This is a genomic window from Janthinobacterium sp. GW460-12-1-14-LB5 (assembly GCF_059423585.1).
Genome location: NZ_JBWKYD010000019.1, coordinates 1 through 24,435, shown reverse-complemented (window position 1 = coordinate 24,435; position 24,435 = coordinate 1). Strand labels below are relative to the sequence as shown.

The following is a 24,435-nucleotide window of genomic DNA, read 5'->3' as shown; positions in this document are numbered from 1 at the left end:
GCTATGGCGCGTGAACCGCTGCAATGGCTTGCTTGTGGCACGTCGCCAGGCTGCCTGTGCAGGCGGAAAACGTTTCCAGATAGGTGATGGTTTTCTCGTACTCGTCGATCAGGTAGCGCAGCTGATATGTCGCCTCGACAGATTCGCCCGTGCCTTTGTCCCGCAGCCTGTACATATCTTTCAAGAAGCGTTTTCTTCGCACCAGTTCCGCAGCCAGGCGCGCCTTGCGCTCGGCGGCCGGTGGCAGGGGATACGGCTTGCCATTGATGGATTTGACGCCCTCGGGCGTCAGATCCAGGTCCTTGCCGGGAGCGCGAAATTCCACGCTCATGCTGCCATCCGCCTGCACCAGTATCAGCAGTTCGTCGGCGTCGCCGTAGGCCGGCAAGGTCAGGGCCAGCACTTCAGGCTTGCCCTTGGGCAGCCAGCGATATTCGAGCTTGACCTGCAATGGCGCGGCGGCCTGCGCCGGCAGGAAAAGGCAGCAGCTGGCGGCGCTGCTCATGTAAGGATGCAGGGGATCGGTATCGACAGCGTTGTCGGGATTGCTGGCGGAACTGATGCCCACCTGTATCATGCGCGGGCTGTAGTTCAAGGTGCTGACCGACAGCTGCCGTTCACCGGCGCCGGACGTGGAGCCGTCCCGGCCCCGCTCCCCGCGCTCGTCCGCAAGTAGTGGCCGGTGGAACAGGGTGGTAATGCCGAAGGCCGCGATATTGCTGATATAGCCGGTATCGGACGGGCCGACGCGTGAGTTCTTGTTTCCCGGCGTGTGGTAGAGGTAGCCGATCTCTCCCAGCGCTAGCGCGCTGACCATGCGGTCCTGCTGAAACAGTGGCGGCGACGCATAGCTGTCGCTGCTGCCCATGACTTTGGCGTAGATGGGGCCCGTCCATGGCCCGTCGCCGCCAAAACGCGCGCGTACCAGGTACTCGTTCAGCAACGGCACCACTTTCAGGACATCCTTGGTCTCGCCGGTGACAGGGTCGATGATGGAATAAATGCCCGGAAAGGGATCGGTGGCGACAGGCGACTGCTTGGGCAGGGCGAAGCAGAGTCCTGCAACCACGGTGACGGCGATGGCGATGCTGGCGCTGGTAGCTTTCATGCGCCGGGACCTTTCCCTTGCCTTTTGCAGAACGCCACCAGGTCGGCCGGATAGAATTCTGTGCCGCGATAGCCGCTGTCGTCGATATCGAGCACGCAGGTGATGGCGGCCGCTTCCCAGGACCAGTAGCCCCAGAACGAGGTGTCGCGCCGGTGGCTGTCGTAATAGGGCTCGCGGCGGCTGGCCTCATACCATTGCTGCAGATAAGCGTGCATCAGCGCAGGACGGACATCTTTTTCTGCCGCGAATATCTTGAGTGTGTTGACGTAGGGCAACTGGCGCGTGCACTTTGGCCAGGCGGCATCCCTGCCGGCGACGAAGCATGCCAGCAGCCGCTCCAGCAAGCCATCCTTTTCATGGTTATTGAAATCGATGACGGGCGCCAGCCGGGGCAGCAAACTGCCGCAGCCCAGCAAAATGCCTAGGCAGACCATGCGGTTGACCTGTTCGTAGCCGTCGCCGGGCAGGGCGAAGTGGGGAAATCCCTGTTCGGCTTCGCCGGCCTGAGCGTCAAATGCCATGTCATGGCGGGCAAACGCCAGCCAGTAAGCGAGTATCGTGGGATACGCGCCGTGCAGCTCGTCGAGCGGGTGGCCGGCGCTATAGGCGAGGGCCAGCTGGTCGACGCCATCCCAGGCCCGCTCACGCGTGGCCGTCATGAAATTTTCTGGTGGAATATGTTGCAGCACGTGCGCCGGCTGTTGCAAGCCGGCTGCCACCATGTCGTAGCACTCGTCCTGGCTTTCCTTGCTTTCAAGGTAGATGGCGTAGGACAGCCGCGCTTCCCTGCGCCGCGCCAAAAAATCCTGTTCGTTCAGCGTCTGCATTCTTGTCCCTTGCTGATTATGGTTGCGGCCATGCAACTTCACTGGTGTAGCGCGCTTCTTTTCGTAGCCGTCGCGCATGGTCAACCAGGTCCTTGGGATACACCAGGGATCTGTTCTGGCTATCGTCCAGGTCGAGCAGGAAAACCGTCGCCGCCGCTTCGAATGCCCAGTAGCCGTAATAAGGTGCATAACCTGCGTCCCTGACTCTCAAATGTCCGTCATGCCAGCGTGGATGATGTCGCATGGCTGGATACCACTGTTTCAGGTATTTCTGGAGCAGGGCGAGCGTGGCATGCTCGTCCTCTTCAAAGAAGACTTGCGCCAGGGTACTGTAGGGCTTGCCGAGGACGCAGGCGTGGAGATCCTGGCTGTCGTCGACATGGGCGCTGATCAATTGCTCGAACAGACTATCGCGGCCACGGTGGCTGCGCAGCACGTGGATGACGCGCAGCACCGAGCGCTGATCGCGCAGCAGGATGGCAATGCTGAGCAGTTGCAAGGTGTCCTGGTAGTCGGACAGGATGGAAAAGTCTGGCGCGCCGGAGTAGGCGTACGGCCCGTAATCTGGAAACTCAAGCGCCGCTTCCCGCTGACTGACCTGGTCGACCGTATTCCATTCTTCAAATTTGTCCACGATGTCCGCGATGCGCGGCGCCAGGGCCTCGATGGACTCGCCCGCCGTGTAGTCGAGCATCCAGAGCCAGAGCAGTTCCAGATACAAAAAATGATGAACGGAAGCATTTTCCAGCGCTGAATCGGCGACCTTTTTATGTTCCAGTCTTCCTGCAATCAGCGCAAATTGATTGTTGCGCGTTTTGACATACAGTTCTTCATCAAGAAATTGCTGGCGGCGCCGCTCGTGAAATGGCAAATCTTCCATGCCTGGATTCCTTTTTCGGGTGAAACTGGTCATGTGCTGGTGTGACGGTTTTCTGCGCGTAATTTTCGGGCATAGTCAACGAGGTCCCTGGGATAGACCATATGGTTGATGCCGTCGTCGTCGACATCAAAAACAAAGACCATTGCGCCGGCTTCAAATGCCCAATAACCATAATAGGGTGCGTAGCCTTTCTCGCTGATGCGCAGATGGCCGTCGTGCCAGCGCGGATGCTGTTTCATGGCCGGGTACCATTGCTGTAAATACTTCTCGATCAGCATGCGTGCCGCAGGTTCGTCGTCTGCATGAACTGCCTGCAGCAAGGTAGCGTAGGGTTTTGCAAACATGCAAGTGTCGAGCTCCATCGCATCGTCCACATACGCGCCAATCAGCTGTTCGAACAGGCCGTCTTGCCCACGGTGGCTGCGCAATATTCGGATAAGGCGCCTGACCGAACGTTGATCGCGTAATAATATGGCGATGCCTAATAATTGCAAGGTATCTGCATAATCGGAAAAATCCCCGAAATTCGCCGCTGCCCTGTATTTGTATGGGCCATATTCAGGATACTGCGACAGCGTTTCCTGTTGATGTTGCTGGCCGACTTCGTTCCATTCCGAAAATCTGTCCACGATGCCTGATAGCCGTGGTGCGAGTTCTTCGATAGGCACGCCGGCCGTGTAATCGAGCATCCAGAGCCAGAAATTTTCGAGATATAAGAAATAGTGCGCCAAACTGCTATCTCCAGCGGATTCAGCCAATTCCTTGTTTTTCAGCTGAACCTGTAGCAAGGCACGTGAATTTTCCAGGGTTTTTTCATATTGATCCTGATCAAGGAATTGTTGGCGACGACGAGTGTTGAATGGCGCATTTTCCATGCTATTCGCCGGCTTTTCGTTTTGCCGATGGATTCGCCGATGGATTCGTATACAGGCTGGTGTGGCGGCCTTCCTTGCGTAATTGGCGCGCATAGTCGACCAGATCCCTGGGGTACACCAGATGCCCGGCCTGGCTATCGTCCAGGTCGAGCAGGAAAACCGTCGCCCCCGCTTCGAATGCCCAGTAGCCGTAGTAGCCGGCATAGCCTTCCTCGCTGATATTGAGATGCTCGTTGTGCCAGCGCGGATGATGTTTCATGGCCGGATACCATTGTTTCAGGTATTTCTGGAGCAGGGCCAAGGTAGCTTCCTCATCCTCCTCATAGAACACTTGCAGCAGGGTGTCATAGGGCCTGGCGATGATGCAGGCGTCGAGTGCTTGTCCATCCTCCACATATCCGTCGATCAATTGCTCGAACAGGCCATCGCGGCCACGGTGGCTGCGCAGCACGTGGATGATGCGCAGTACCGAACGCTGATCGCGCAGCAGGATCGCAATGCTCAGCAGTTGCAAGGTGTCCTGATAGTCGGACAGGATGTAAAACTCTGGCGCTCCCTGATATTCGTAGAGTCCAAACTCTGGAAACTCAAGCGCCGCATCCTGCTGATAGAGTTGATCGACCGCATTCCATTCTTCAAACTTATCCACGATGCCCGCGATGCGCGGCGCCAGCGCATCAATCGGCTCGCCAGCCGTATAGTCGAGCATCCAGAGCCAGAATTCTTCTAAATACAAAAAATGATGGACGGAAGCATTTTCCTGCGTTGAGTCGGCGACTTTTTTGTTTTCCAGTCCTCCTGCAATCAGCGCAAATTGATTCTTGCGCGTTTTGACATACAGTTTTTCATCCAGAAATTGCTGGCGGCGCCGCTCGGTGAATGGAAGATTGTTCATCTTGTCCGGCTGCCGTCGTGATCGACGCGTAAGGAAGATGCGCTTGCATGGAGAAATGCGGACATTGTTTGGGACTCCGTGTGGTGAGGTAAACGTATCGGCATTTGATGTCATAACTTGTTTGCAAGATTACACACTAGAAATAGTGATCGAACAAGCGCGATTCAATTGAATCGTGTGCCAGAAAGAAAGATTCAAAATAGCTAATATGAGCGACGCGATGGCGTGCCGCAGGTGTTTTCGGCCGTCATCGTCTTTTTACGTGAACAGGAGCAAGCATGAGCAAGATCAAATACGCGGCCGCCGCGGCCTTATGGGCCAGCCTGTCGCCCGCCATGGCGGCGTCCACCGCGGCCGCACCGCCGTTCCTCGATGTGCTCGTCTATCAGTACGCCAATTGCGTCAAACCTGCCTACCATCAGGCCGACCTGCTGGTACAGGACGGGACGGGGCGCTACCAGATCGACGTCAAGGGCGAGGCCTACACGGTCGAACTGCAGGAACGCATGGGCTTTTCGCTGCAGGCGGGCATAGGCGGTCCCGTGGCGGCCGTCGTCAAGTTGGACCGTCCACCCAAGGGACAGTTCGAGGAGCAGGCGCGCTGGCGCGAGCGCTGGCTGCGCGACGTGGCCGAGCGCAGCGGCGTGGCGCTGGACGAGCGGGCGCTTGCGGGCGGCGCGCGCCTGCTGGCCGTCAACAAGGGCGAGATCAAGGGTAACTATGTGGGGCAGTCCCTGCTGATCGATCCGGCACGGCAGTTGTTCATCGACATGGCGTGGCCGAATACGCTGGATATCTATCGCGGCCCCGATGGCGTGCGGCATGTGCGGCAAGTGCAGGACGACGTCTGGCAACGCCTGCTGTCCTGCTTGCCCGCCGCGTGACGCCGGTGGCCAGCGCATACCCCTGCTGCGTGCATGTGCATACACAAATAATAATGATTCTCATTTATAATTCGTGGCTATGGGGGTGCAATGGGCTGGCGCCGTGGCGCCACGGGTGTGAAGGAGGGCATGATGGGCAGTGTGTATGGTAACGAGGACGCGATCGCGCATGAGCATCGCGTGCTGATGGGAGAATATGGGCGGGCGCAGGCCCGCTGCAGTGCGCAGCTGGCCGCGCAGGCGGCGCGCATCGCGCAGCTGGAGTCGGAATTGATGCGCGCGCGGGCGCAAGTCGTGATCCGCGATACGCGGCTGGCGCTGGCGCGTGACGAATTGGCCGAACTGGCGGCCGCCGCACCGGGCCTGCCTACGCGGGCACGGCTGGCGCGCAAGGTCGAGTGGCTCAGTGAGCGCGTGCAGGATCTGATGCGCGAGTTGCTGCGCCTGCAGTGGTTGCCCGCGCCGGGCTTGCGGGCCGACGTGCGCGAAAAGGCCGTGCTATACGTGGGCAACTATGCAAATCTGGAGCCGGGCCAGGCTGCGGGCGGCGTCCACGTGGCGCAGCAGGCCGTCGAGCAGGCCGGCGGACGCTTCCTGCACCATGCGGGCGGGGACGACGGCGCCGACGACGTGGCGGCGCTGGAAGCGGGGCTGGTGGCGGCCGACCTGGTGATTTGCCAGACGGGCTGCGTCAGCCACGATGCCTACTGGCGCGTGCATGACCACTGCAAGCGCACGGGCAAGCAGTGCGTTCTGGTGGACCAGCCGCAAGCCATGCATTTCGTGCGCAAGGAAGCGCTGGCTGCTTTTTGATTCCGGATTAATGCCGGCTTAATCCGCATGGGGCAGAATGGCCACCATTCGACGTCATAGAAAGCGCCCATGCTGTCCCTGCAAATCGGCCCCCTGGCCCTGCCCACGGGCCTGGTTCTGTTGTTCCTCTCCCTGTGCGCCGCCTACGGCGCGGCGTGGTGGCTGCGGCGCTACCGCCAGCTGCCCGACGCCGGCCCCCTCGTTTCCGACATGCTGATCGCCGGCCTGCTGGCGGCGCGCCTGGCTTTCGTGCTGCGCTGGCACGAACAATACTTCGCGGCTCCCTGGTCCATCATCAATATCCGCGACGGCGGCTTCCTGGCGCCGGCTGGCATCGCCGCCGCGCTGGCCATCGCCGCGTGGCGCTGCCGGCGTCCCGCCATGGCGGCCATGCGCCGTCCTCTCGTCATCAGCGTGGCGTCCGGCGCGCTGGCCTGGGGCGTGCTGAGCGCAGGGATGGGGCTGGCGTATGACAAGCCGACAGCCTTGCCGGCCGTGGCCCTGCAGGCGCTCGACGGCGCGCCAACGACCCTGGCGGCGCTGGCCGGCGGCAAGCCCATGGTGGTCAACCTGTGGGCCAGCTGGTGCCCGCCATGCCGGCGCGAGATGCCCGTGCTGGCCGCCGCGCAGCAGGCGCGCGCCGATATCGTCTTCGTCTACGCGAACCAGCGCGAGGATGCGGCGGCGGCCGGCGCTTTTCTGGACAAGAGTGGTGTGACCTTGCGCAATGTGGTGCTCGACAGCGAGGCGGCGCTGGGCAAGGCGGCCGGTTCCTCGGCCTTGCCGACCACCCTGTTCTATGACGCGCAAGGGCGCCTGGTCGACACCCACCTGGGCGAATTGTCCGACGCCTCGCTGGCCAGCAAGCTGCAGAAGATCGCGCCCGTTCCCTGAGGCGGGTATGCCTTTTGACGTAACCGTGGCGGCTTCTGATAGTATACCCCCCTATAGTATTTTTCGGGGTGAATCATGGGCCACACGGCACACAACAAGACCAGGCTGCTCAATCGCGTCAAGCGCATCAAGGGACAGGTGGAAGGCCTGGAGCGGGGCCTGGAAGAGGGCCGCGACTGCGGCGAAGTGCTGCAGCTGATCGCCGCCGTGCGCGGCGCCGTCAATGGCCTGATGGCGGAAGTCATCGAAGAGCACTTGCGCGAGCACATGGCCAGTCCCGATATCTCCGGCGAGGAGCGGGCCAGGGGCGCCGACGACATCGCGGGCATCCTGCGCACCTACCTCAAATAAGGAGATCGCCATGAAAACGCACTCCCTGAGCGAAGACCTCTCCGCCTGGCAGCACGAACACGTGTTTGGCGCAGCCAGCGACAAGGCAGAACGCCGCGCGCGCATCGTCATGTGGATCACCCTGGCCACCATGGTGCTGGAAATCGTCGCCGGCTGGTGGTACAACTCCATGGCCCTGCTGGCCGATGGCTGGCATATGAGTTCGCACGCGCTGGCCATCGGCCTGGCCGCCTTTGCGTATGCGGCGGCGCGCCGCTATGCGCGCGACCCCCGCTTTGCCTTCGGCACGTGGAAGATCGAGGTGCTGGCCGGCTACACCAGCGCCATCCTGCTGCTGGGCGTGGCCGTGCTGATGGTGGCCGCTTCCGTCGAGCGGCTGTTCTCGCCGCAGCCCATCCATTATCCGCAGGCGATGGCGGTGGCGGCCTTCGGCCTGCTGGTGAACCTCGTGTGCGCGCTGATCCTCGGTGGCCACCACGATCACGGGCATGACCACCACGGCGGCCATGACCACCACCACGACCATCACGGCCATGGCGAAGACCTGAACATGAAGGCCGCCTACATCCACGTGCTGGCCGACGCCGCCACCTCCGTGCTGGCCATCGTGGCGCTGGCCGGCGCGTGGGCTTACGGCTGGCGCTGGCTTGATCCCGTGATGGGCATCGCTGGCGCCGTGCTGGTGGCGCTGTGGGCGAAAAAGCTCATGCTGGACACGGGCAAGGTCTTGCTGGACCGCGAGATGGACCATCCCGTGGTGGACGAAATCCGCGAGGCCGTGGAAGTGGAAAGCGCCGGGGACACGCCGCGCATCGTCGACCTGCACGTCTGGCGAGTCGGCAAGCAGCTGTATTCGTGCGCTTTCTCCGTCGTCAGCCGCGATGCCAGCCTGACAGGCGCCGAGCTGCGTGCGCGCATCGGCATCCACGAGGAAATCGTCCACAGCACCATCGAGATTGTTCGCCGGCCTTGACAATGATGGTGAAAAAAGCCCGTTGATGCGGGGCGTAGGCCGTATAATGTCGGCTTTTACAGCACGCGCTGTTCACCAGACAGAGAAGAAAATGAGCACATTACCACCATGCCCGCAATGCCAATCCGAATTCACGTACGAAGACGGCAGCCAGTTGATCTGCCCTGAATGCGCGCATGAATGGTCGGCCACGGCTGCAGAAGCGGCGGAAGAGGGCGCGAAGGTGTACCGCGATTCGGCCGGCAATATCCTGCAGGATGGCGACACGGTCAGCGTCATCAAGGATTTGAAATTGAAGGGCGGCGGCGGTGTCGTCAAGATGGGCACCAAGGTCAAGAACATCCGCCTGGTCGACAGCGACCATGATATCGACTGCAAGATCGACGGCTTCGGTTCCATGAGCCTCAAAACCGAGTTCGTCAAGAAGGTGTAAGGCTTTTACCTGTAACACGGCGCGCCGGCTTCATTCCTGCGCGCCGTTTTTTTATTCAGACTCCATGCAAATCGATCATCTGCGCCAGCGCCTGCGCGCCCTGGGCGCCAAGCCCCTGCACGAACAGCGCGTGCTGCGCGACTGGATACAGGGCCAGCCGCACGACCAGGGCCGGCGCCGCGCCGAAGACTTTTTGCCGTTGCCCGTGCGCGAGGCCTTGCCTGCGCTCGACCTCGAACTGCAGGGCATGCTGAAACTGCTCAGCAGCCATCCGGGCGCAGACGGTTCCGCGCGCCTGCTGGTGGGACTGCACGACGGCCAGACGGTGGAAAGCGTGCTGCTGCCGCGCGATGGCCTGTGCGTGTCGAGCCAGGTCGGTTGCGCCGTTGGCTGCCAGTTCTGCATGACGGGCCGCGACGGTTTGATCCGGCAAGTGACCAGCGGCGAAATCGTCGCGCAGGTGGTGCTGGCGCGCACCTTGCGCCCCGTGAAAAAAGTCGTCTTCATGGGCATGGGCGAACCGGCGCATAACCTGAACAATGTGATGGAAGCGATCGAGCTGCTGGGCACCGAGGGCAATATCGGCCACAAGAACCTCGTGTTTTCCACCGTGGGCGACCCGCGCGCCTTCGAGCGCCTGCCGCAGGGGCGAGTCAAGCCGGCGCTGGCCCTGTCGCTGCACACGACCAAGCCGGCGCTGCGCGAACAGCTGCTGCCGCGCGCACCCAAATTATCCCCGCGCGAGCTGGTGGAGTTCGGCGAGTCGTATGCGCGCCTGACCGGCTACCCGGTGCAGTATCAATGGACCCTGATGGAAGGCGTCAATGATGGCGAGGACGAGATGGACGGCATCGTGGCGCTCCTGCAGGGCAAGTACGCGGTACTGAACATGATTCCGTACAACACCATCGACGACTTGCCGTTCAGGCGCCCCAGCTGGGACAAGGCGCGGGCGATTGCCGCCGCCCTGCATGCGCGCGGCGTGCTGACCAAGCTGCGCGATTCGGCCGGTCAGGACGTGGAAGGGGGATGCGGGCAGTTAAGGGCGCGCGAAGCGAAGGGCAGGAAAGTGATCGAGATACACGCAGCGTAGAACCGGGGTCAGACCCCCGGATACGTTGGCATCGAGCTTGACGCTAACAGCGTTGCGGGTCAGACCCCAGCCTTTGCCGTGGGGTTAAACTCCGCCCAGCAAATCGTTTTCATTCAAGATCGCAAACGCGATCTCGGGGTGCGCGGCCAGGCAGCGCCGCACGGCGGCCGGAATGGCCGCGCGCGTCTTGCGGCACAGGCCCGGTTGCTCCAGCAGGCGGATCTGGAAGCCGCGCACGCTGCGCACTTCGCCGCTGCCCGGTGCAATCTGCAATTCCACGCCCAGATTTTTCTTCAACAGCAGTTGCAGCTTCTGCAGCTGTGCATAGGTGGCGATGCCATCGATATGCGCCAGCAGGCGCTTTTCTTCCGCCAGGTTCAGGCGCAGGATGGACAAGTCCGCCTGCGCATCGTCGAGCAGCCGCTCGCGCTCGCAGTCGCACAGCTGCGGCGGGCACTCCTTGCGGACTTCAAAATCGACGATGCGCATGCTGGTGTTCCAGTGACGTTCCAATGGCGATCCGGGATAAATCCAGTATCGTCCGCCATCTGGCGCCTGTCAATCAGCGCGGGCTGACGATCAGCCGCCAGAGGATAGGCCCCTGCTCGCTGCTGTGCTGATGGTGGTTTTGCGGCGGCATGACATGGCCTTCCGTCGACACGATTTCGTGCGCGCAGCCGTCGCAGCGGTAGATGCCCGAATACGGCACGGCTTCACCGGGCGACGTCAATTCATCGAAACGCGGGTGCATGGAGCGGGCCACGTAGCTGGGGTTTTTGTAGTCGGCCATGGCTTCCTCGGGGAGTGGATAATGGCCCATTTTGGCACACAATCGTGCACGGCCTTGACGGCGTGTCTTGGCGCGCGCGCCGCGCTGTGTTGTAATGTTGATCATTTCATTTGAACACGCAAGGCCATGAGAACCCGCATCAAGATCTGCTGCATCGCTTCCATCGACGAAGCACAACTGGCCATTGCCGCCGGCGCCGACGCGCTGGGCCTGGTGGCCGCCATGCCGTCCGGTCCGGGCCCGATTCCCGACGCGCGCATCGCGCAGATCGCCGCCTGGACGCCACCGCCCGTGGCCACCTTCCTGCTGACGTCCGAGACGACGGCGGCAGCCATCGCCGAACACGTGCGCGCCACGCAGCCGTCCACCGTGCAGATCGTCAGCCATATCGATCCCTGCGAAGTGGCGCAGCTGGCGCGCTTGCTGCCGCACGTGCGGCGCGTGCAGGTGATCCACGTGGAGGGACCAGAGGCGTTGGCGCTGATCCCCGCCTATGCGCCCCATATCCACGCTTTTTTGCTCGACTCGGGCCGCCCCGGCGCGGCTGTGCCGGAGCTGGGCGGCACGGGCCGCACGCATGACTGGTCCGTCAGCGCGCGCTTCGTGCGCGCCAGCCCCCGTCCCGTCTTCCTGGCTGGTGGCCTCGATGCGAACAATGTGATGGAGGCGCTGCGCCAGGTACGCCCCTACGGCATCGACCTGTGCTCGCGCGTGCGCACGGACGGCCAGCTCGATGTCATGAAGCTGGCCTTGCTGATGGCGGCCGTGCGCGACGTGGATGCGGCGCTGTATGCGGAAGGCTAAGCCGCCGTTGCCGACGCGTTCATCTCGCGCACGAACGCTTCCGTAAACGCGGCCACCATGCCGCTGGCCGCGCGCGGCGAGATCAGGCCCACGACGGAATGCGATTCCTCGTCCGGCAGGGCGATAAAACGCACGCCGGGCGGCGCCACCAGGCGCATGCTGTCGGGGACGATGGCGATGCCCATATTGGCTTCGATCAGGTTCAGTTGCGACGTCTTGCGCGACAGCGCGCGCGCCGCCTTCGGGAAGAATCCCTGCGCCAGGCACAAGCCCGCCACCAGGTAGCTCAGGCCCCCCCGGTCCTTGTGCGGGATCGAGACGAACGCTTCGTCGCGCAGGGCGGCGATCGTCGTGCGCTCCAGCGCGGCCAGCGGCGAGGCCGACGACACGGCCACCACCAGCTTTTCCGCGTACAGTTCGCGCACGACGATGTTGGCGTGCTTGCGCAGGGTGGGCAGGCGCACGAGGCCCAGGTCGGCGCGGCCTTCTTCGATGTCGGCCGCCTGGTTTTCCGACGAGCCTTTCGATACGTCGAGCGAAACGCCGGGGAATTGCGCCAGCAGCCGGTTCAGCACGGCGCCGATGGCGGGCGTGAGGGTGACGGAGCTCGAATGCAGCAGGCGGATGATGCCTTGCGCGCCCTGTCCCACGTGGCGCGTCTGGCGCACGGTTTCCTCGATGTCGTCGAGAATGCGCCTGGCGCGTTCATAAAACAGCTGTCCCGCGGGCGTCAGTTCGATATGGCGCGCGTCGCGCGTGAGCAGCAGGGCCTGCACTTCGCTTTCCAGCTCCTTGATCTGCCGGCTCAGGGCCGACTGCGCGATATATAACTTTTCCGCCGCGCGCGAGTAGCTGCCCGCATCGACGACTTCGACAAAGTAGCGGAACTGTTTGATGGAAATCAATCGTATGCCTTTTCGAGATCGGAGACTGCCTGATTTGATATTAGCCTTGCCCCGGCGTTCACGCTACAGTGGATTGATCTGCCGTCACTGCAAAGGAAAGACCATGCTGGAATTGCTCGGGGTGCTGGGACTGCTCGTCAGTATTATCGTAAAACTGATTTTCGTCCAGATCGGCGGGGCGGCCGAGGGCAAGGAGGACTAATATGCCAGCGTCGCCACATACGGTGCCGACAAGCTCAAAGCTTGCAGGCGGCAAGCTGGCGCGATCCCGTCCCATTCCGCCAGCGGCAAGCCGGCGCACTTGAGCGCCGCCTCGCGCGCCGTCCACGCCCGCGCCAGCGCCAAGGGCCGCTGTTCGGCGGGGCTGGCGGCCAGTTCCGCTACTACCTGCGGCCCCAGGTAATCGCGCGCCAGATTGAACCAGTCGGCAATATCCTGCGCGCGCATCACGTCGATGCCGACGGCGCCATGCAGGTGGACGGCAGCCAGCGAGATGCCCTCGTCATGGCTGAACGACAGGCTGGCTATACGTCCGGCCAGCAGCAAGCGGGGAGGGGCGCCCGGCGTCGATTCCACTGAAATCGCCTCGATGTCCAGGTTTCGCCATTGCGCCGCCGCCTCGCGTACGGCCTGGCGCAGGTGCGCGCGTGCTTCGATACGTGACGGCGGCGGCACGATGCCGATCGCCAGCACGCCGTCGCCCGACCAGAGCACCGTAAAATCCATCAGCTACAATCAGCTACGCAAAGGCGCGGCCGGACATCCGGCCCAGTTGCTGCCGGCGGGGATGTGCTCGCCCTTCATCACCAGGGTCAACGGTCCCAGGCGCGCGTTGTCGCCCACCTTGGCGCTGTATAGCACGGAGCTGCGCGGGCCCATGTAGACGCGCTGGCCGATCTCCACGTGATCGATCTTCATCACGCGGTCTTCGAACAAATGCGTTTGCGGGCAGGTCAGCGCATTCAATTCGCTGTAGTCGCCGATATGCACGCAGTCGAATTCCGTGATGTCCGTCGTATCCATGTAGACGCCGCGGCCGATCTTGCAGCCGAACAGGCGGAAGGCTAGCGGCAGCCACGGCGTGCCGCGCAGGTAGCGCATGAAGTTGGGCACGGCGATGCCTTCGTACAGATTGGTCACGCCTTCCGAAATCCACACGAACGGCGTCCACATAGGCGCTGCATGCTTGCGGTAGCGTCCCAGCAGCAGCCACTTGAACAGCACGACCACCAAAAAATTGCCGATGCCGTAGGCCAGGCCGGCGATGGCCAGGTCGCCCACCACTTCGCCCCAGCGCCCGGCGCCGGCGATCGGCATCACGTCCAGCACCAGGGTGTAGCCGACGGCGATCACCACCGCGTGCGGCGCGACGATGCGGAACGCTTCGATCAGGCTGCGGCCCAGGCGGCGCAGCAGCGACGGCTTGAAGGTCAGGTGCTCGGCAAAGCCGCTGACCTGTTCGCGCGCGGGCAAATGCATCGGGGGAGAGCCGAGCCAGGTGTCGCCGCCGTGCATCTGCTCATTGCGCGGCGCGTGCGTGTGCACGCCGATCAGCACGTGTTCGGGCAGCACGGTGCCGTCGGGGATATAACTGCCGTTGCCGACAAAGCTGCGGTGCGAGACGACGGTGGGGCGCATGGTCATCCAGCCGCCGTCGATCTGCTCGTCGCCCAGCATGACGGCGTCGGCGATGAAGGTGTCGTCGCCCAGGGTCAGCATGTCGGGCACCACGCCCAGCGCCGTGGAAATCTCCGCGCCCTTGCCCACCTTGGCGCCCAGCAGGCGGTACCAGTACGGCGCGTACACGGTGGCGTAAATGCCGTGCAGGACGTTCAGGCTCGATTCCTGGATATGGCTGACCAGCCACTTGGCGCAATACAGATTGCTGTGCACGGGCGAGCTGCCCGGCTTCAGGCGCGGCAGCGCGCCCCAGCGGATGGCGGCCGACAGCAGGGCCGTGAGCACGATCAGCACGGCGCTGGCGGGGAAGGCCAGCAGGAAGTAGCGGGCCAGCTGGGTCGTCACGTCGCGGCCCTGCAGCCACGGCATCATTTCGCGCTCGTCGAACCAGTCGATCAGCACGAAGCTGGGGAACACCGGCATGAAGAACAGCACGGCGATCAAGACCATGCCGAAGCAGAAGAACACGGTTTCGCCCGTCAGGCGCAGGCGCGAGACGGCGGGGCGCGGCGGCCGGCTGGCCACGTCAAACGGGCCGATATCGCGCGCGGGCGAGCCAGTCCAGACCCTGCCGGCCAGCACCGAGGCGCCGTCGGCCAGCGCCGATTGTCCCTCCAGGTGGCCAAACGCGCCTACTTTGGTATTGCCTTCCAAAATCGCGTAAGAGCTGATGCAGGCATCGTCACCGATGCTGATCCGGCCCAGCAGCAAACGGCCCCGTTCAACGCGGGCGTTTTCAAAGTTGACGGCATTGCCCACGCTGACGTTGTCGCCGATGGACAGCAGGTCGGGCGCGCGCAGGGTCATCGAGCCGATGACCACTTCCTTGCCCACTTTCGCGCCCAGCGCGCGCAGCCACCAGCTGTTCAGCGATGAACCGCTGAGCAGATACGCGGGTGCCGATTCGACCAGACGGTCGGCCAGCCACCAGCGGTAATACGTGACGCCCCAGAGCGGATAGCTGCCCGGCTTCAGACGCCCGGCGATCAGCCACTTGCCGGCAATCGCAATGGCAAATTCGGCCAGCGTCGCGAGCAAGAACACGCCGATCGAGGCGGCGATGGCGCGCGGCACGGTGTCGCCCGTGTCCCCCGTGAAGAAGTGGTAGGTGAAGAACGGCGCCATCCACTGCGCCATGCGCAGGGTGACGAGGCCCGGCACGGCCGCCGCCTGGGCCGCGCCGCAGATCCAGCGCTTCCAGGCCGACGGCGGCGTCCAGTCCGCTTCCGGCGTGGCCAGCGCGGGCACTTCGTTCAAGATGGCGGCGATCTTGCCGATCTGCCGGTTCTGGTAAATGTCGCGCACCGTCATGTGGGCGTAGGCCGGATCGGCGCGCAGGCTTGATGCCAGGCGCGCGGCCAGGAAGGAGTGGCCACCGAGGTCGCTGAAGAAATCCAGCTGGCGCAAGATCGCCTGGCCGGGAAACAGCTTGGCCAGGGCGGCGAACAGGGCCGCTTCGGCCGGCGTTTCCGGCACGTCCGATACACCTGCCTCGCCGGCCGGCGGCGCGGACAGGGGCATGGCTTTCAAGGCTTTCCTGTCGATTTTCCCGGAGGTCAGGCGCGGCATCAGCGGCAGCAATTCGAAACGGCCCGGCACCATGTAGGGCGGCAAATGCAGGTTCAGCGCGGCGCGCAGGGTTTTCGCCGCCAGGGCGTCCTTGGGCGCCTCGTCGCTGCCGACGATGTAGGCCACCAGCTGGTCGATGCCGTCATCCTTGCGCAGCAGGACGGCCACCGTGCCCACGCCCGGCTGCTGCGCCAGCACGGCTTCGATCTCGCCCAGTTCCACGCGGAAGCCGCGTATCTTGACCTGGTCGTCGGCGCGGCCCAGGCACAGCACCTGGCCGTCCGCATCGATGCGTGCCAGGTCGCCCGTGCGGTACAGCCGCGCGTCGTCGTCGCTGCTCGCCCAGGGATTGGGCAGGAATTTTTCCACCGTCAGGTCGGGCCGGCCCAGGTAGCCCTCGGCCAGGCCGGGGCCGATGATGCACAATTCCCCCGTTTCGCCGCGCGCCAGCAATGTCAAGGGACGGTTTTCTCCGGACTCGGCTACCTGCAGCACCAGCAAGCCGTAGTTGGGCAGTGGCGTGCCGATGGTGACGGGTTCCCCGGGCCGCAGCCGCGCCAGGCTGCACGAGACGGTCGCCTCCGTGGGGCCATAGGTGTTGAACATGGCGCGGCCCGGGCGCGACCAGCGCTCGACGAGCGATTCCGGGCACATCTCGCCGCCCAGGTTGATCAAACGCAAACTGGGCACTTCCTCGGCGAACAGGGCCAGCAAGGTCGGCACGGCGTGGAGAACGGTGACCTTGTTCTCGGCCAGCGCGCGCGGCAAGGCTTCCGGGTCGCCCGAAATCTCCTTGGGACCCAGCCACAGGGTGGCGCCCACCAGGTAGGCGATCCAGATTTCCTCGAACGACATGTCGAAGGCGACGGAAAAGCCCTGGTAGACGGTATCGGCTTGCGTGACTTCCAGCACGGCGTTTTCGCTGCGCAGGAAGTGGCAGATGCTGCGCTGATTGATCAATATGCCTTTCGGCTTGCCCGTGGAGCCGGACGTGTAGATCACGTACGCCGGGTGTTCGGGCAAGACTGTGCCGCGCGCGGGCAGCAGTTCGCCCGGCGCGGCGGGGGCCAGCAGGCTTTCCGCCGTCCACACGGGACGCTGGACGCCGGCCTGCTCCAGGCGCGGCGCGAACTGGGCACAGCTGACGACGCCGGCACCGTTGGCGTCATCGAGGCACACCTGCAGGCGCTCGACGGGCGTGTCTTCGTCGACGGGCAGCCAGGCGGCGCCCGCCTTGGCGATGGCCGCCTGCATCAGCAGCAAATGCGCGCCGCGCGGTAGCCACAGGCCGACGATGTCGCCGGGCTGGACGCCGGCCGCCACCAGGCGCGACGCGGCCAGGCCCGCCTGCGCATCGAGTTCGGCATACGTGATGCGGCGTTCGCCATCGATCAGGGCGATTTGCTGCGGGCAGCGGCGGGCCGTCGCTTCCAGCAGGTCGGCCAGCACTTCCTCGCGCAGCAAATCCGGTCGCGGCGGGCCGTACAGGATGTCGGCGTGGGTGGACGGGGTGCCTGGACTGACTGCGGTGAAATCGTTCATGGATGACGCTTATCTGTAATGCTGTAGGAGGAATCTGCTGTGCTGCGCATGGTGCGCGGCACAGTTGATACATTACAGCACGCAAGACATTTCAGCGTTGCAGAACGGGGAATTTTGTGGATCTTTCAGCAATTATGTGGCGGCAGGCTCAACTGCCATGATTACGGAATGTAAATCGCGGAAACATGGCGCCGATTTGCGCCACAGTAGCCGCCGCCGGATAGCCGTGCAGGGGCCGGCCGGACAGCGCCGCATCGACGCAGCCGTCGGCGCGGAATTGCTGCAGCACGTAGTTGTCGACGCCTTTGGCGGCCAGGGTGGCGGCCAGGGCCAGCAGTTGTGCGTCCGGCAGCAGGTCGGGATGCGTCGTGGTGCGGCATTCGTAGGCGACGCCGCTGGCGAGGATGGCGTCCAGGCAGGCGCGCGCCGGGTCGCCGCTGCCGGCCACGCGGGTCACATGGCGATAGTCGGCAAACGGCGCCTTGATGTCGAAGCCGACCCAGTCGACCAGGGGCAGCACTTCCTGCAGGCGCTGCGGATAGATGCAGGCCGTGTGCAGACCGATGCCGAAACCCAGCGCTTTGACGTCCAGCATGGCGCGCCCCAGCGCCGGGTCCATGCACGCCTCGCCGCCGCTGAAGACGACGGCGTCGACCAGGCCCACGCGGCGGCGCAGCCAGGTCAGGACGTCCTGCCACGGCATGGCGCCTTCCGGCGTGCGCCCCTGCAAGTGCGGATTGTGGCAATAGCCGCAACGCCAGGGGCAGCCCTGCACGAAGACCACGGCCGCCAGCTTGCCCGGGTAGTCGGTGGCGGAAAAGGGCGTCAGGCCGCCCACTTTCAACTCAGCCATGGCAGGCGGGCAGGCCTACCCGGGCGCTCGCTTCCGTAAAGTACTGGCGCTCGTGGAATTCGCCCTGCTTGCCGATGTTGAACGAGGCGACGGGGCGGTGGTAGCCCATCACGCGGGTCCAGATTTCGCAGCGCTGGCGTTCGGTGTCGAGCAGGGTGATGGCGGGAGTGAAGTCGGGACGTGCATTCATGGCGTTTCCTCAAGTGATGGAGCAATGTGGGCCTGCTTGCGGGCGATCAGCTCCGCGTCGCAGGTGGGGCAGAATTCATGTTTGCCGGCCAGGTAGCCGTGGCGCGGGCAGATGGAAAACGTGGGCGTGACGGTGATATAGGGCAGCGAGAAGCGGCTCAGGGCGCGCTTTACCAGCTCGCGGCAGGCGTTCGCGTCGGACAGCGCTTCCGTCATGTACAAATGCAGCACCGTGCCGCCCGTGTACTTGCGCTGCAGCGCGTCCTGCAATTCCAGCGCCTCGAACGGGTCGTCCGTATGCCCGACGGGCAGCTGCGACGAGTTCGTGTAATACGGATTGTCCGGCGTGCCCGCCTGCAGGATGGCGGGATAGCGCTTGCGGTCTTCGCGGGCGAAGCGGTACGTCGTGCCTTCGGCCGGCGTCGCTTCCAGGTTGTACATATGGCCCGTCTCTTCCTGGAAGGCCACCATGCGGGCGCGCACGTGGTCGAGCAGGCGTATCGCCAGCGCGTGGCCCTCGGCGGACGTGATGTCCCAGGCGTCGCCGCTGAAATTGCGGATCATCTCGTTGATGCCGTTCACGCCCAGGGTGGAAAAGTGGTTGCGCAGGGTGCCCAGGTAGCGCTTCGTGTACGGGAACAGGCCTTGCTGCATCAATTCCTCGATGGTGCGGCGCTTGATTTCCAGGCTGGTCTTGCCCAGTTCCAGCAGGCGGTCCAGGTCCGCCATCAGGGCCGCTTCGTCGCCGCGCCACAAATGGCCCAGGCGCGCGCAGTTGATGGTCACCACGCCCAGGGAGCCCGTCTGCTCGGCGGAACCGAACAGGCCATTGCCCCTTTTCAGTAGTTCGCGCAAGTCCAGCTGCAAGCGGCAGCACATGGAGCGGATCATGTTCGGCTTGAGCTCCGAATTGATGAAATTCTGGAAATAGGGCAGGCCGTAGCGGGCCGTCATCTCGAACAGGCGTTCCGCGTTTTCGCTATGCCAGTCGAAATCCTCGGTGATGTTATAGGTGGGGATGGGAAAGGTGAAGACTCTGCCCTTGGCGTCGCCCGCCATCATGATCTCGATGTAGGCGCGGTTGATCATGTCCATTTCCGCCTGCAGCTCGCCATAGCTGAAGTCCATTTCCTGGCCGGCGATGACGGGAATCTGCTCGCGCAGGTCGTCCGGGCAGACCCAGTCGAAGGTGAGGTTGGTGAATGGCGTCTGCGTGCCCCAGCGCGATGGCACGTTGAGGTTGAAGATCAGCTCCTGCATGTACTGGCGCACGTCTTCGTAGCGCAGGCTGTCCTTGCGGATGTAGGGCGCCATGTAGGTGTCGAAGGAGCTGAACGCCTGCGCGCCGGCCCACTCGTTTTGCAGGGTGCCGAGGAAGTTGACGATCTGGCCGATGGCGCTCGACATGTGCTTGGGCGGGCCCGATTCGATCTTGCCCGGCACGCCATTCAAGCCTTCGTGCAGCAGGGTGCGCAGCGACCAGCCGGCGCAATAGCCGGCCAGCATGTCGAGGTCGTGGATGTGCAGCGCCGCTTCGCGGTGCGCGGCGCCCACTTCCGGCGGATACACCTGGTCCAGCCAGTAGTTGGCGATGACCTTGCCCGACACGTTGAGTATCAGGCCGCCCAGCGAGTAACCCTGGTTGGCGTTGGCGTTGACACGCCAGTCGCGCCGGTCCAGGTATTCATTGATGGACGCGGCGACGTCGACCTGGCCGCGCATGGATGGAACTGCATTTGTCGTCATGAAACCTCCAATAAACACAACATGCGGTGTTTTTATGGAGATTAATCACTAAATATAGTGGCGTCAAAGGGCGCGTGCAGTTGCGTGGCGAATCCTTGATGCAGGTGAAAAAACCACCTCAGCCGGTTTTGTTCCAGCGCGTTTCGCGCAGGATCAGCCAGCTCGCGAAAAAGAACGCGGCGCCGCAGGCGGCGACGCTGGCGACGGAGGCGGGCAGCACGTGCGTCCAGATTTCCAGCGGCGTATAGGTGCTCCAGCTGGCCACGCGCGCGTCGAAGGTGACGTAGTTCGCCAGCAGCCAGTAGACGGCCAGCAGGCCCGTGCAGATGGCGGCCTGACGCAGCAGCGGCATCTTGCTGCGCGCGAACACGGCCAGCAGGAACAGCAGCAGCACGCCCGGATACGCGCCCAGTACTTCGGGCGACAGCACGGAGAGGGTTCCCGCGTCATAGCCATCGGCCGGGCTGGCCCACTGCACTTGCAGCGCGGTGAGGAACAGGGTGAGCAGGAAAATCAGCAGCGGTTTGCGGGTCATGGCGGGCAATCGGAGGGAAGAAAAGTGGGGCATTTTACAGCCAGGTCAAGCAAGTTGAACGCGCGCCAGCCATGCATGCATTCCTTCACCTGCGTCAAGGACTGGGCGGCATGGGCGGGGCTATAGTCTGCACCCTGAGCCGATACAGGACTGAGAACACCATGATGCTTGAATCAACCACCGCCACCCGCGTGGCCGGACCGCTGGAACTGGTCTGCCCCGCCGGCAGCCTGCCCGCCTTGAAAGCGGCCGTCGACAATGGCGCCGACACCGTTTACCTGGGCTTTCGCGACGCCACCAATGCGCGCAATTTCGCCGGCCTCAATTTCGACGAGAAGGCCATTGCCGAGGGCGTGCGCTACGCCCATCAATATGGACGCAAGGTGCTGCTGGCGCTGAACACCTATCCGCAGCCGCACAACTGGGCCGTGTGGCGCAGCGCCATCGACCGCGCCGCGCAGGCCGGCATCGACGCCATGATCGTCGCCGACCCGGGCTTGATGGCCTACGCGGCCCAGCACCACCCGCAGCTGCGCCTGCACCTGTCCGTGCAGGGCTCGGCCACCAACTACGAAGCCATCAATTTTTACCACGAACATTTCGGCATCGCCCGCGCCGTGCTGCCGCGCGTGCTGTCGATGGCGCAGGTCGAGCAATTGATCAGCAAGACGGAAGTCGAGATCGAGGTCTTCGGCTTCGGCAGCCTGTGCGTGATGGTCGAGGGGCGCTGCGCGCTGTCCTCGTATGCGACAGGCGAGGCGCCGAACACCCACGGCGTGTGCTCGCCGGCGAAATCCGTGCGCTGGCTGGAAACGCCGAACGGCCTCGAATCGCGCCTGAACGGCGTGCTGATCGACCGCTACGCACCCGGTGAAAACGCCAGCTACCCGACCCTGTGCAAAGGGCGCTTCGAAGTCAACGACGAAGAGTATTACGCCATCGAGGAGCCGGCCAGCCTGAACACGCTGGCGCTGCTGCCGCAACTGATCGCCATGGGCGTGCGCGCCGTGAAGATCGAAGGGCGCCAGCGCAGCCCCGCGTATGTCGCGCAGGTGACGCGCGTATGGCGCGAGGCGATCGACGCCTGCCGCGAAGGCAATGCGCGCTACGCCGTCAAGCCAGGCTGGATGGCGGCCATGGACAAGCTGGCCGAGGGTCAGCAGCACACCTTGGGCGCGTATCACCGCTCCTGGAAATAGCAAAACCTGCTGCGCGTCCCGGGGCGCGGCCTGCGATGCTCACCGTGCTGGAGCACGGCTGCGCTTCTCGGCCCCGCCGCGAGCCGCTCGCTACGGTTTTGTCACTTTAAAAATATTGGAAAAGGCATGCTAAAACTCTCTTTGGGCCCCTTGCTGTACTACTGGCCGCGCGCCACCGTCTTCGAGTTTTACCAGCAGATCGCCGGCACCGCCGTCGATATCGTGTACCTGGGCGAAACCGTCTGTTCGCGCCGGCATGAGCTGCGCCTGGCCGACTGGCTCGATATTGCCGACATGCTGGCCGCCGCCGGCAAGGAAGTGGTGCTGTCGACGCAGGCGCTGATCGAGGCGGGCGCCGAACTGGCGACGCTGCGCCGCATCACGGGCAATGGCCGCTACAGCGTCGAGGCCAACGACATGGGCGCCGTGCACTGCATGGAAAAGGGCACGTCCTTCGTCGCCGGTCCCCATCTGAACCTGTTCAATGGTCCCAGCCTGCAACTGCTGGCGCGCCTCGGTGCGCGGCGCTGGGTGATGCCGCTGGAAATGGGGCAGACGGCGCTGGCCGAGATGCAGCGCCAGAAACCGGAAGGGCTGGAGACGGAGGTGTTCGCCTACGGCCGCATGCCGCTGGCGTTTTCCGCGCGCTGCTTCACGGCGCGCAACCGCAACCTGCCGAAGGACGATTGCGGCTACAGCTGCCTGGAAGAGCCGGACGGCCTGCTGCTGCGCACGCGCGACGAAGTGCCCTTCCTCGTATTGAACGGCACGCAGACGCAGTCGGCGCTCGTCTACAACCTGGTGCGAGAACTCGACGCCATGCGCGACATGGGCGTGTCGGTGGCGCGCATCAGCCCGCAGGCCATGCATACGGAACAGGTGATCGCCATCTTCGACCGTGCCCGCCGAGGGCAGGTCAGCGGCGTGGGCGCCCAGGCCCAGCTGGCGGCCTGCCAGCCAGCTGGCGCCTGCGACGGTTACTGGCACGGCCAGCCCGGCATGGAACAGCACGCCGCCCATTGAACGCCTCGAAAGGAAGCACCATGCAAGATCAACTGGAAAGATTGCCCGTCCCGGCCCCGGTTCCGGCCAAACCCGGCATGAGCAAGCCCGCCATGTCGTACCGGCTGCCTGAACCGCTGGCCGAATTGCTGTCCAAGCTGCCGCCATATCCCGCCTCGTGGCTGTTCGTGCAGGGTTTGAACCGCTTGCTGGCGCCGCAATTGCCCGACGACGTGCGGCGCAGCCTGGAGGGGCGCAGCCTGCGTTTGCGCCTGCTGGACGCGGGTATCGCCTTCGATTTCGAGTGGCAGGGCACGGTGTTCGTGGCCGAGCGCTATGTCGACGTGCCCGACCTGTGCATCGCCGCCAGCGTGCATGACTTGATGCTGCTGGCGCGGCGCCAGGAAGATCCTGACACCCTGTTCTTCAGCCGCCGCCTGAGCCTGGAAGGCGATACGGAACTGGGCTTGCTGTTCAAGAACACGCTCGACGCCATCGAATTGCCGCCGTTCGACCTGCAGGCGCTGGGACCGCGCCGCGTGCTCGCGCATCTGCGCGACCGGGGCGCGCGGGAAGGCTGAGCGGGGAATTGCCGGCAGGGCGTTCAGTGGCGGCAGTGGCCGCAGGCGCCGCTGCACGAGGCCAGCTGTTCCTCATCCGTTGCTTCGCCCATGAAGCCGGCATCGTTGACGGCGGCCAGCAAGCGTTCCTGCGTGGCCAGCCGTTCGTCGAATTGCACCGTGGCGCCGTGGCGCGCCAGCGAGACGCAGACGGTGGCCACGCCCGTGACCGCCTCAAGCGCGCCCGTCAACCTGTCGGCGCAGCCTTCGTGATCCATTCCAATAATATTCAAGCGCGCTGTCTGCATGGGTTCCTCTTGTTTTTCAGATAAAAAAACAGCGTAGGCGAGGGGTGCGCATGCCGTCCAGAGCAGCACGCAGGATTTATTTTGTATTTGCGGTTTTATTGATCTGGATTAATTCCTGCCCCTCCAGTACTGCCTGAAACTGCTGTTGTTTTATACACAGTTTCCCTATTCCAGTCGACAAGCGTACTCTGCTGCGTGATACTGTCATTCTGATAAGAACGCTGAGGAAAGCGCTGGAAAGGAGGGGCCATGCAGCGCCGCACCCTGCTCATGCTGGCCGGCCTGTGGCCGTTGGGCGCTGCCGCCGGCACGCCGCTGCCGCTCGTGTATCCGCGCCATCAGGCGCTCGATGATCCGCAGCAAGGTTATGTGACGGCCCTGCTGCAACAGGCGCTGGCCCGTTCGGGCCAGGCATATGCCTTGCGCCGCTCCGCACTGCGCATGGTGCAGGCGCGCGCCATGCAGGAAATCGCCACGGCGTCGGGCAGCGTCGATGTCGTCTGGGCCATGACGAGCCGGGAGCGCGAAGGCCTGTTCCAGCAACTGGCGGCGGGGCGCATCGACTACTTTCCCCGCTCCGTGATCGAGGCGCAAAGCGAACTGGCCAGCCACGCGCAATTGCCGCTGGCGCTAAGTAATCCTCAGGAAATTATTGTAAATTTATGACGAACAGAACCGGATGCTATGCAAGGCGCCCGCTGCGACGCAGTGCGAGCACTGCTAGCAG

Annotated in this window: 27 protein-coding genes; 12 read left to right on the top strand and 15 right to left on the bottom strand. The window is 63.8% G+C overall.

Features of this window, described 5'->3' with window-relative positions:
- Position 1: 1 nt before the first annotated feature.
- Genes AC07X6_RS19585 through AC07X6_RS19565 form a run of 5 tightly spaced genes read right to left on the bottom strand, consistent with a single transcriptional unit; the run spans position 2 to position 4,585 of the window.
- Positions 2-1,108 carry a hypothetical protein gene (locus tag AC07X6_RS19585; RefSeq protein WP_494792086.1) on the bottom strand — a complete coding sequence of 369 codons (1,107 nt, stop codon included), beginning with the start codon at positions 1,106-1,108 and terminating at the stop codon, positions 2-4.
- Entirely contained in the window at positions 1,105-1,935 is an 831-nt protein-coding gene (locus AC07X6_RS19580; protein WP_494792085.1) for a PoNe immunity protein domain-containing protein, read from the bottom strand. The genes AC07X6_RS19585 and AC07X6_RS19580 overlap by 4 nt, the downstream gene beginning before the upstream one ends.
- A gap of 16 nt (positions 1,936-1,951) precedes the next feature.
- A complete protein-coding gene (locus AC07X6_RS19575; RefSeq protein WP_494792084.1) occupies positions 1,952-2,815 on the bottom strand; it encodes a PoNe immunity protein domain-containing protein in 864 nt (287 codons plus the stop codon).
- A 29-nt stretch (positions 2,816-2,844) separates the two neighbouring features.
- On the bottom strand, positions 2,845-3,690 hold the full coding sequence (locus tag AC07X6_RS19570) for a PoNe immunity protein domain-containing protein (RefSeq protein ID WP_494792083.1): 846 nt from the start codon (positions 3,688-3,690) through the stop codon (positions 2,845-2,847).
- A 1-nt stretch (position 3,691) separates the two neighbouring features.
- The gene (locus tag AC07X6_RS19565) at positions 3,692-4,585 is read right to left on the bottom strand and encodes a PoNe immunity protein domain-containing protein (RefSeq protein WP_494792082.1); all 894 of its coding nucleotides are present in this window, start codon (positions 4,583-4,585) and stop codon (positions 3,692-3,694) included.
- 278 nt (positions 4,586-4,863) lie between these two features.
- Between AC07X6_RS19565 and AC07X6_RS19560 the strand changes: the two genes are divergently transcribed.
- From AC07X6_RS19560 to AC07X6_RS19530, 7 genes are all read left to right on the top strand, one after another.
- Entirely contained in the window at positions 4,864-5,469 is a 606-nt protein-coding gene (locus AC07X6_RS19560) for a hypothetical protein (protein ID WP_494792081.1), read from the top strand.
- Between the two features lie 90 nt (positions 5,470-5,559).
- A complete protein-coding gene (locus AC07X6_RS19555) occupies positions 5,560-6,282 on the top strand; it encodes a DUF2325 domain-containing protein (RefSeq protein WP_494792080.1) in 723 nt (240 codons plus the stop codon).
- A gap of 69 nt (positions 6,283-6,351) precedes the next feature.
- Positions 6,352-7,176 (top strand): TlpA family protein disulfide reductase, encoded by an 825-nt coding sequence (locus AC07X6_RS19550; RefSeq protein ID WP_494792079.1) that lies wholly within the window; start codon positions 6,352-6,354, stop codon positions 7,174-7,176.
- A 75-nt stretch (positions 7,177-7,251) separates the two neighbouring features.
- Positions 7,252-7,527, top strand: coding sequence for a metal/formaldehyde-sensitive transcriptional repressor (locus tag AC07X6_RS19545; RefSeq protein ID WP_494792078.1), 276 nt, complete (start codon positions 7,252-7,254; stop codon positions 7,525-7,527).
- A gap of 10 nt (positions 7,528-7,537) precedes the next feature.
- The gene (gene dmeF, locus AC07X6_RS19540) at positions 7,538-8,500 is read left to right on the top strand and encodes a CDF family Co(II)/Ni(II) efflux transporter DmeF (protein WP_494792077.1); all 963 of its coding nucleotides are present in this window, start codon (positions 7,538-7,540) and stop codon (positions 8,498-8,500) included.
- A 91-nt stretch (positions 8,501-8,591) separates the two neighbouring features.
- Positions 8,592-8,933, top strand: coding sequence for a zinc ribbon domain-containing protein YjdM (locus AC07X6_RS19535; RefSeq protein WP_077402365.1), 342 nt, complete (start codon positions 8,592-8,594; stop codon positions 8,931-8,933).
- Between the two features lie 64 nt (positions 8,934-8,997).
- Positions 8,998-10,026, top strand: a complete 1,029-nt coding sequence (locus tag AC07X6_RS19530; protein ID WP_494792076.1) for an RNA methyltransferase — start codon at positions 8,998-9,000, stop codon at positions 10,024-10,026.
- A gap of 84 nt (positions 10,027-10,110) precedes the next feature.
- On the opposite strand, the gene AC07X6_RS19525 is transcribed toward AC07X6_RS19530, so the two are convergent.
- Together AC07X6_RS19525 and AC07X6_RS19520 are read right to left on the bottom strand one after the other, a co-directional pair.
- On the bottom strand, positions 10,111-10,515 hold the full coding sequence (locus tag AC07X6_RS19525; protein ID WP_474290567.1) for a hypothetical protein: 405 nt from the start codon (positions 10,513-10,515) through the stop codon (positions 10,111-10,113).
- A gap of 73 nt (positions 10,516-10,588) precedes the next feature.
- Positions 10,589-10,816: a hypothetical protein gene (locus AC07X6_RS19520; protein WP_086138321.1), complete on the bottom strand. Its 228-nt coding sequence runs from the start codon at positions 10,814-10,816 to the stop codon at positions 10,589-10,591.
- Between the two features lie 126 nt (positions 10,817-10,942).
- Here AC07X6_RS19520 and AC07X6_RS19515 point away from each other — a divergent pair, with 126 nt between their 5' ends.
- Positions 10,943-11,620 (top strand): phosphoribosylanthranilate isomerase, encoded by a 678-nt coding sequence (locus AC07X6_RS19515; RefSeq protein WP_099408754.1) that lies wholly within the window; start codon positions 10,943-10,945, stop codon positions 11,618-11,620.
- Here the strand turns inward: AC07X6_RS19515 and AC07X6_RS19510 are convergent.
- The 7 genes from AC07X6_RS19510 to AC07X6_RS19480 form a co-directional block, all read right to left on the bottom strand.
- Positions 11,617-12,525, bottom strand: a complete 909-nt coding sequence (locus tag AC07X6_RS19510) for a LysR family transcriptional regulator (RefSeq protein ID WP_494792075.1) — start codon at positions 12,523-12,525, stop codon at positions 11,617-11,619. The two genes, AC07X6_RS19515 and AC07X6_RS19510, sit on opposite strands and share 4 nt — an antisense overlap.
- 198 nt (positions 12,526-12,723) lie before the next feature.
- A complete protein-coding gene (locus AC07X6_RS19505; protein WP_230540943.1) occupies positions 12,724-13,251 on the bottom strand; it encodes a 4'-phosphopantetheinyl transferase family protein in 528 nt (175 codons plus the stop codon).
- 9 nt (positions 13,252-13,260) lie between these two features.
- The gene (locus tag AC07X6_RS19500) at positions 13,261-17,316 is read right to left on the bottom strand and encodes a Pls/PosA family non-ribosomal peptide synthetase (protein ID WP_494792074.1); all 4,056 of its coding nucleotides are present in this window, start codon (positions 17,314-17,316) and stop codon (positions 13,261-13,263) included.
- Positions 17,317-17,464: 148 nt separating this feature from the next.
- On the bottom strand, positions 17,465-18,169 hold the full coding sequence (locus AC07X6_RS19495; RefSeq protein ID WP_494792073.1) for an anaerobic ribonucleoside-triphosphate reductase activating protein: 705 nt from the start codon (positions 18,167-18,169) through the stop codon (positions 17,465-17,467).
- Positions 18,162-18,359 (bottom strand): anaerobic ribonucleoside-triphosphate reductase, encoded by a 198-nt coding sequence (gene nrdD, locus AC07X6_RS19490; protein ID WP_268993931.1) that lies wholly within the window; start codon positions 18,357-18,359, stop codon positions 18,162-18,164. Before nrdD ends, AC07X6_RS19495 begins: the two co-directional genes overlap by 8 nt.
- Complete coding sequence (locus AC07X6_RS19485) at positions 18,356-20,104, bottom strand: ribonucleoside triphosphate reductase (RefSeq protein WP_494792072.1); 1,749 nt, start codon at positions 20,102-20,104, stop codon at positions 18,356-18,358. Before AC07X6_RS19485 ends, nrdD begins: the two co-directional genes overlap by 4 nt.
- Positions 20,105-20,222: 118 nt before the next feature.
- On the bottom strand, positions 20,223-20,639 hold the full coding sequence (locus AC07X6_RS19480; protein WP_494792071.1) for a hypothetical protein: 417 nt from the start codon (positions 20,637-20,639) through the stop codon (positions 20,223-20,225).
- A 161-nt stretch (positions 20,640-20,800) separates the two neighbouring features.
- Between AC07X6_RS19480 and ubiU the strand changes: the two genes are divergently transcribed.
- The 3 genes from ubiU to ubiT all read left to right on the top strand — a co-directional run bounded on the left by ubiU (position 20,801) and on the right by ubiT (position 23,421).
- The gene (ubiU, locus tag AC07X6_RS19475; RefSeq protein WP_442908080.1) at positions 20,801-21,838 is read left to right on the top strand and encodes a ubiquinone anaerobic biosynthesis protein UbiU; all 1,038 of its coding nucleotides are present in this window, start codon (positions 20,801-20,803) and stop codon (positions 21,836-21,838) included.
- Between the two features lie 126 nt (positions 21,839-21,964).
- Complete coding sequence (ubiV, locus tag AC07X6_RS19470) at positions 21,965-22,861, top strand: ubiquinone anaerobic biosynthesis protein UbiV (protein WP_230540939.1); 897 nt, start codon at positions 21,965-21,967, stop codon at positions 22,859-22,861.
- Positions 22,862-22,881: 20 nt separating this feature from the next.
- Positions 22,882-23,421 carry a ubiquinone anaerobic biosynthesis accessory factor UbiT gene (ubiT, locus tag AC07X6_RS19465; RefSeq protein ID WP_474290577.1) on the top strand — a complete coding sequence of 180 codons (540 nt, stop codon included), beginning with the start codon at positions 22,882-22,884 and terminating at the stop codon, positions 23,419-23,421.
- 23 nt (positions 23,422-23,444) lie between these two features.
- On the opposite strand, the gene AC07X6_RS19460 is transcribed toward ubiT, so the two are convergent.
- Positions 23,445-23,708, bottom strand: a complete 264-nt coding sequence (locus AC07X6_RS19460) for a heavy-metal-associated domain-containing protein (RefSeq protein WP_077402408.1) — start codon at positions 23,706-23,708, stop codon at positions 23,445-23,447.
- Between the two features lie 249 nt (positions 23,709-23,957).
- Here AC07X6_RS19460 and AC07X6_RS19455 point away from each other — a divergent pair, with 249 nt between their 5' ends.
- On the top strand, positions 23,958-24,374 hold the full coding sequence (locus AC07X6_RS19455) for a hypothetical protein (RefSeq protein WP_494792070.1): 417 nt from the start codon (positions 23,958-23,960) through the stop codon (positions 24,372-24,374).
- Positions 24,375-24,435: the final 61 nt, after the last annotated feature.

What these genes read in the sequence shown, in the direction of transcription:
- AC07X6_RS19585 (WP_494792086.1), bottom strand. Translation starts at nt 1,108, where the DNA reads ATGAAAGCTACCAGCGCCAGCATCGCCATCGCCGTCACCGTGGTTGCA.
- AC07X6_RS19580 (WP_494792085.1), bottom strand. Translation starts at nt 1,935, where the DNA reads ATGCAGACGCTGAACGAACAGGATTTTTTGGCGCGGCGCAGGGAAGCG.
- AC07X6_RS19575 (WP_494792084.1), bottom strand. Translation starts at nt 2,815, where the DNA reads ATGGAAGATTTGCCATTTCACGAGCGGCGCCGCCAGCAATTTCTTGAT.
- AC07X6_RS19570 (WP_494792083.1), bottom strand. Translation starts at nt 3,690, where the DNA reads ATGGAAAATGCGCCATTCAACACTCGTCGTCGCCAACAATTCCTTGAT.
- AC07X6_RS19565 (WP_494792082.1), bottom strand. Translation starts at nt 4,585, where the DNA reads ATGAACAATCTTCCATTCACCGAGCGGCGCCGCCAGCAATTTCTGGAT.
- AC07X6_RS19560 (WP_494792081.1), top strand. Translation starts at nt 4,864, where the DNA reads ATGAGCAAGATCAAATACGCGGCCGCCGCGGCCTTATGGGCCAGCCTG.
- AC07X6_RS19555 (WP_494792080.1), top strand. Translation starts at nt 5,560, where the DNA reads ATGGGCTGGCGCCGTGGCGCCACGGGTGTGAAGGAGGGCATGATGGGC.
- AC07X6_RS19550 (WP_494792079.1), top strand. Translation starts at nt 6,352, where the DNA reads ATGCTGTCCCTGCAAATCGGCCCCCTGGCCCTGCCCACGGGCCTGGTT.
- AC07X6_RS19545 (WP_494792078.1), top strand. Translation starts at nt 7,252, where the DNA reads ATGGGCCACACGGCACACAACAAGACCAGGCTGCTCAATCGCGTCAAG.
- dmeF (WP_494792077.1), top strand. Translation starts at nt 7,538, where the DNA reads ATGAAAACGCACTCCCTGAGCGAAGACCTCTCCGCCTGGCAGCACGAA.
- AC07X6_RS19535 (WP_077402365.1), top strand. Translation starts at nt 8,592, where the DNA reads ATGAGCACATTACCACCATGCCCGCAATGCCAATCCGAATTCACGTAC.
- AC07X6_RS19530 (WP_494792076.1), top strand. Translation starts at nt 8,998, where the DNA reads ATGCAAATCGATCATCTGCGCCAGCGCCTGCGCGCCCTGGGCGCCAAG.
- AC07X6_RS19525 (WP_474290567.1), bottom strand. Translation starts at nt 10,515, where the DNA reads ATGCGCATCGTCGATTTTGAAGTCCGCAAGGAGTGCCCGCCGCAGCTG.
- AC07X6_RS19520 (WP_086138321.1), bottom strand. Translation starts at nt 10,816, where the DNA reads ATGGCCGACTACAAAAACCCCAGCTACGTGGCCCGCTCCATGCACCCG.
- AC07X6_RS19515 (WP_099408754.1), top strand. Translation starts at nt 10,943, where the DNA reads ATGAGAACCCGCATCAAGATCTGCTGCATCGCTTCCATCGACGAAGCA.
- AC07X6_RS19505 (WP_230540943.1), bottom strand. Translation starts at nt 13,251, where the DNA reads ATGGATTTTACGGTGCTCTGGTCGGGCGACGGCGTGCTGGCGATCGGC.
- AC07X6_RS19500 (WP_494792074.1), bottom strand. Translation starts at nt 17,316, where the DNA reads ATGAACGATTTCACCGCAGTCAGTCCAGGCACCCCGTCCACCCACGCC.
- AC07X6_RS19495 (WP_494792073.1), bottom strand. Translation starts at nt 18,169, where the DNA reads ATGGCTGAGTTGAAAGTGGGCGGCCTGACGCCCTTTTCCGCCACCGAC.
- nrdD (WP_268993931.1), bottom strand. Translation starts at nt 18,359, where the DNA reads ATGAATGCACGTCCCGACTTCACTCCCGCCATCACCCTGCTCGACACC.
- AC07X6_RS19485 (WP_494792072.1), bottom strand. Translation starts at nt 20,104, where the DNA reads ATGACGACAAATGCAGTTCCATCCATGCGCGGCCAGGTCGACGTCGCC.
- AC07X6_RS19480 (WP_494792071.1), bottom strand. Translation starts at nt 20,639, where the DNA reads ATGACCCGCAAACCGCTGCTGATTTTCCTGCTCACCCTGTTCCTCACC.
- ubiU (WP_442908080.1), top strand. Translation starts at nt 20,801, where the DNA reads ATGATGCTTGAATCAACCACCGCCACCCGCGTGGCCGGACCGCTGGAA.
- ubiV (WP_230540939.1), top strand. Translation starts at nt 21,965, where the DNA reads ATGCTAAAACTCTCTTTGGGCCCCTTGCTGTACTACTGGCCGCGCGCC.
- ubiT (WP_474290577.1), top strand. Translation starts at nt 22,882, where the DNA reads ATGCAAGATCAACTGGAAAGATTGCCCGTCCCGGCCCCGGTTCCGGCC.
- AC07X6_RS19460 (WP_077402408.1), bottom strand. Translation starts at nt 23,708, where the DNA reads ATGCAGACAGCGCGCTTGAATATTATTGGAATGGATCACGAAGGCTGC.
- AC07X6_RS19455 (WP_494792070.1), top strand. Translation starts at nt 23,958, where the DNA reads ATGCAGCGCCGCACCCTGCTCATGCTGGCCGGCCTGTGGCCGTTGGGC.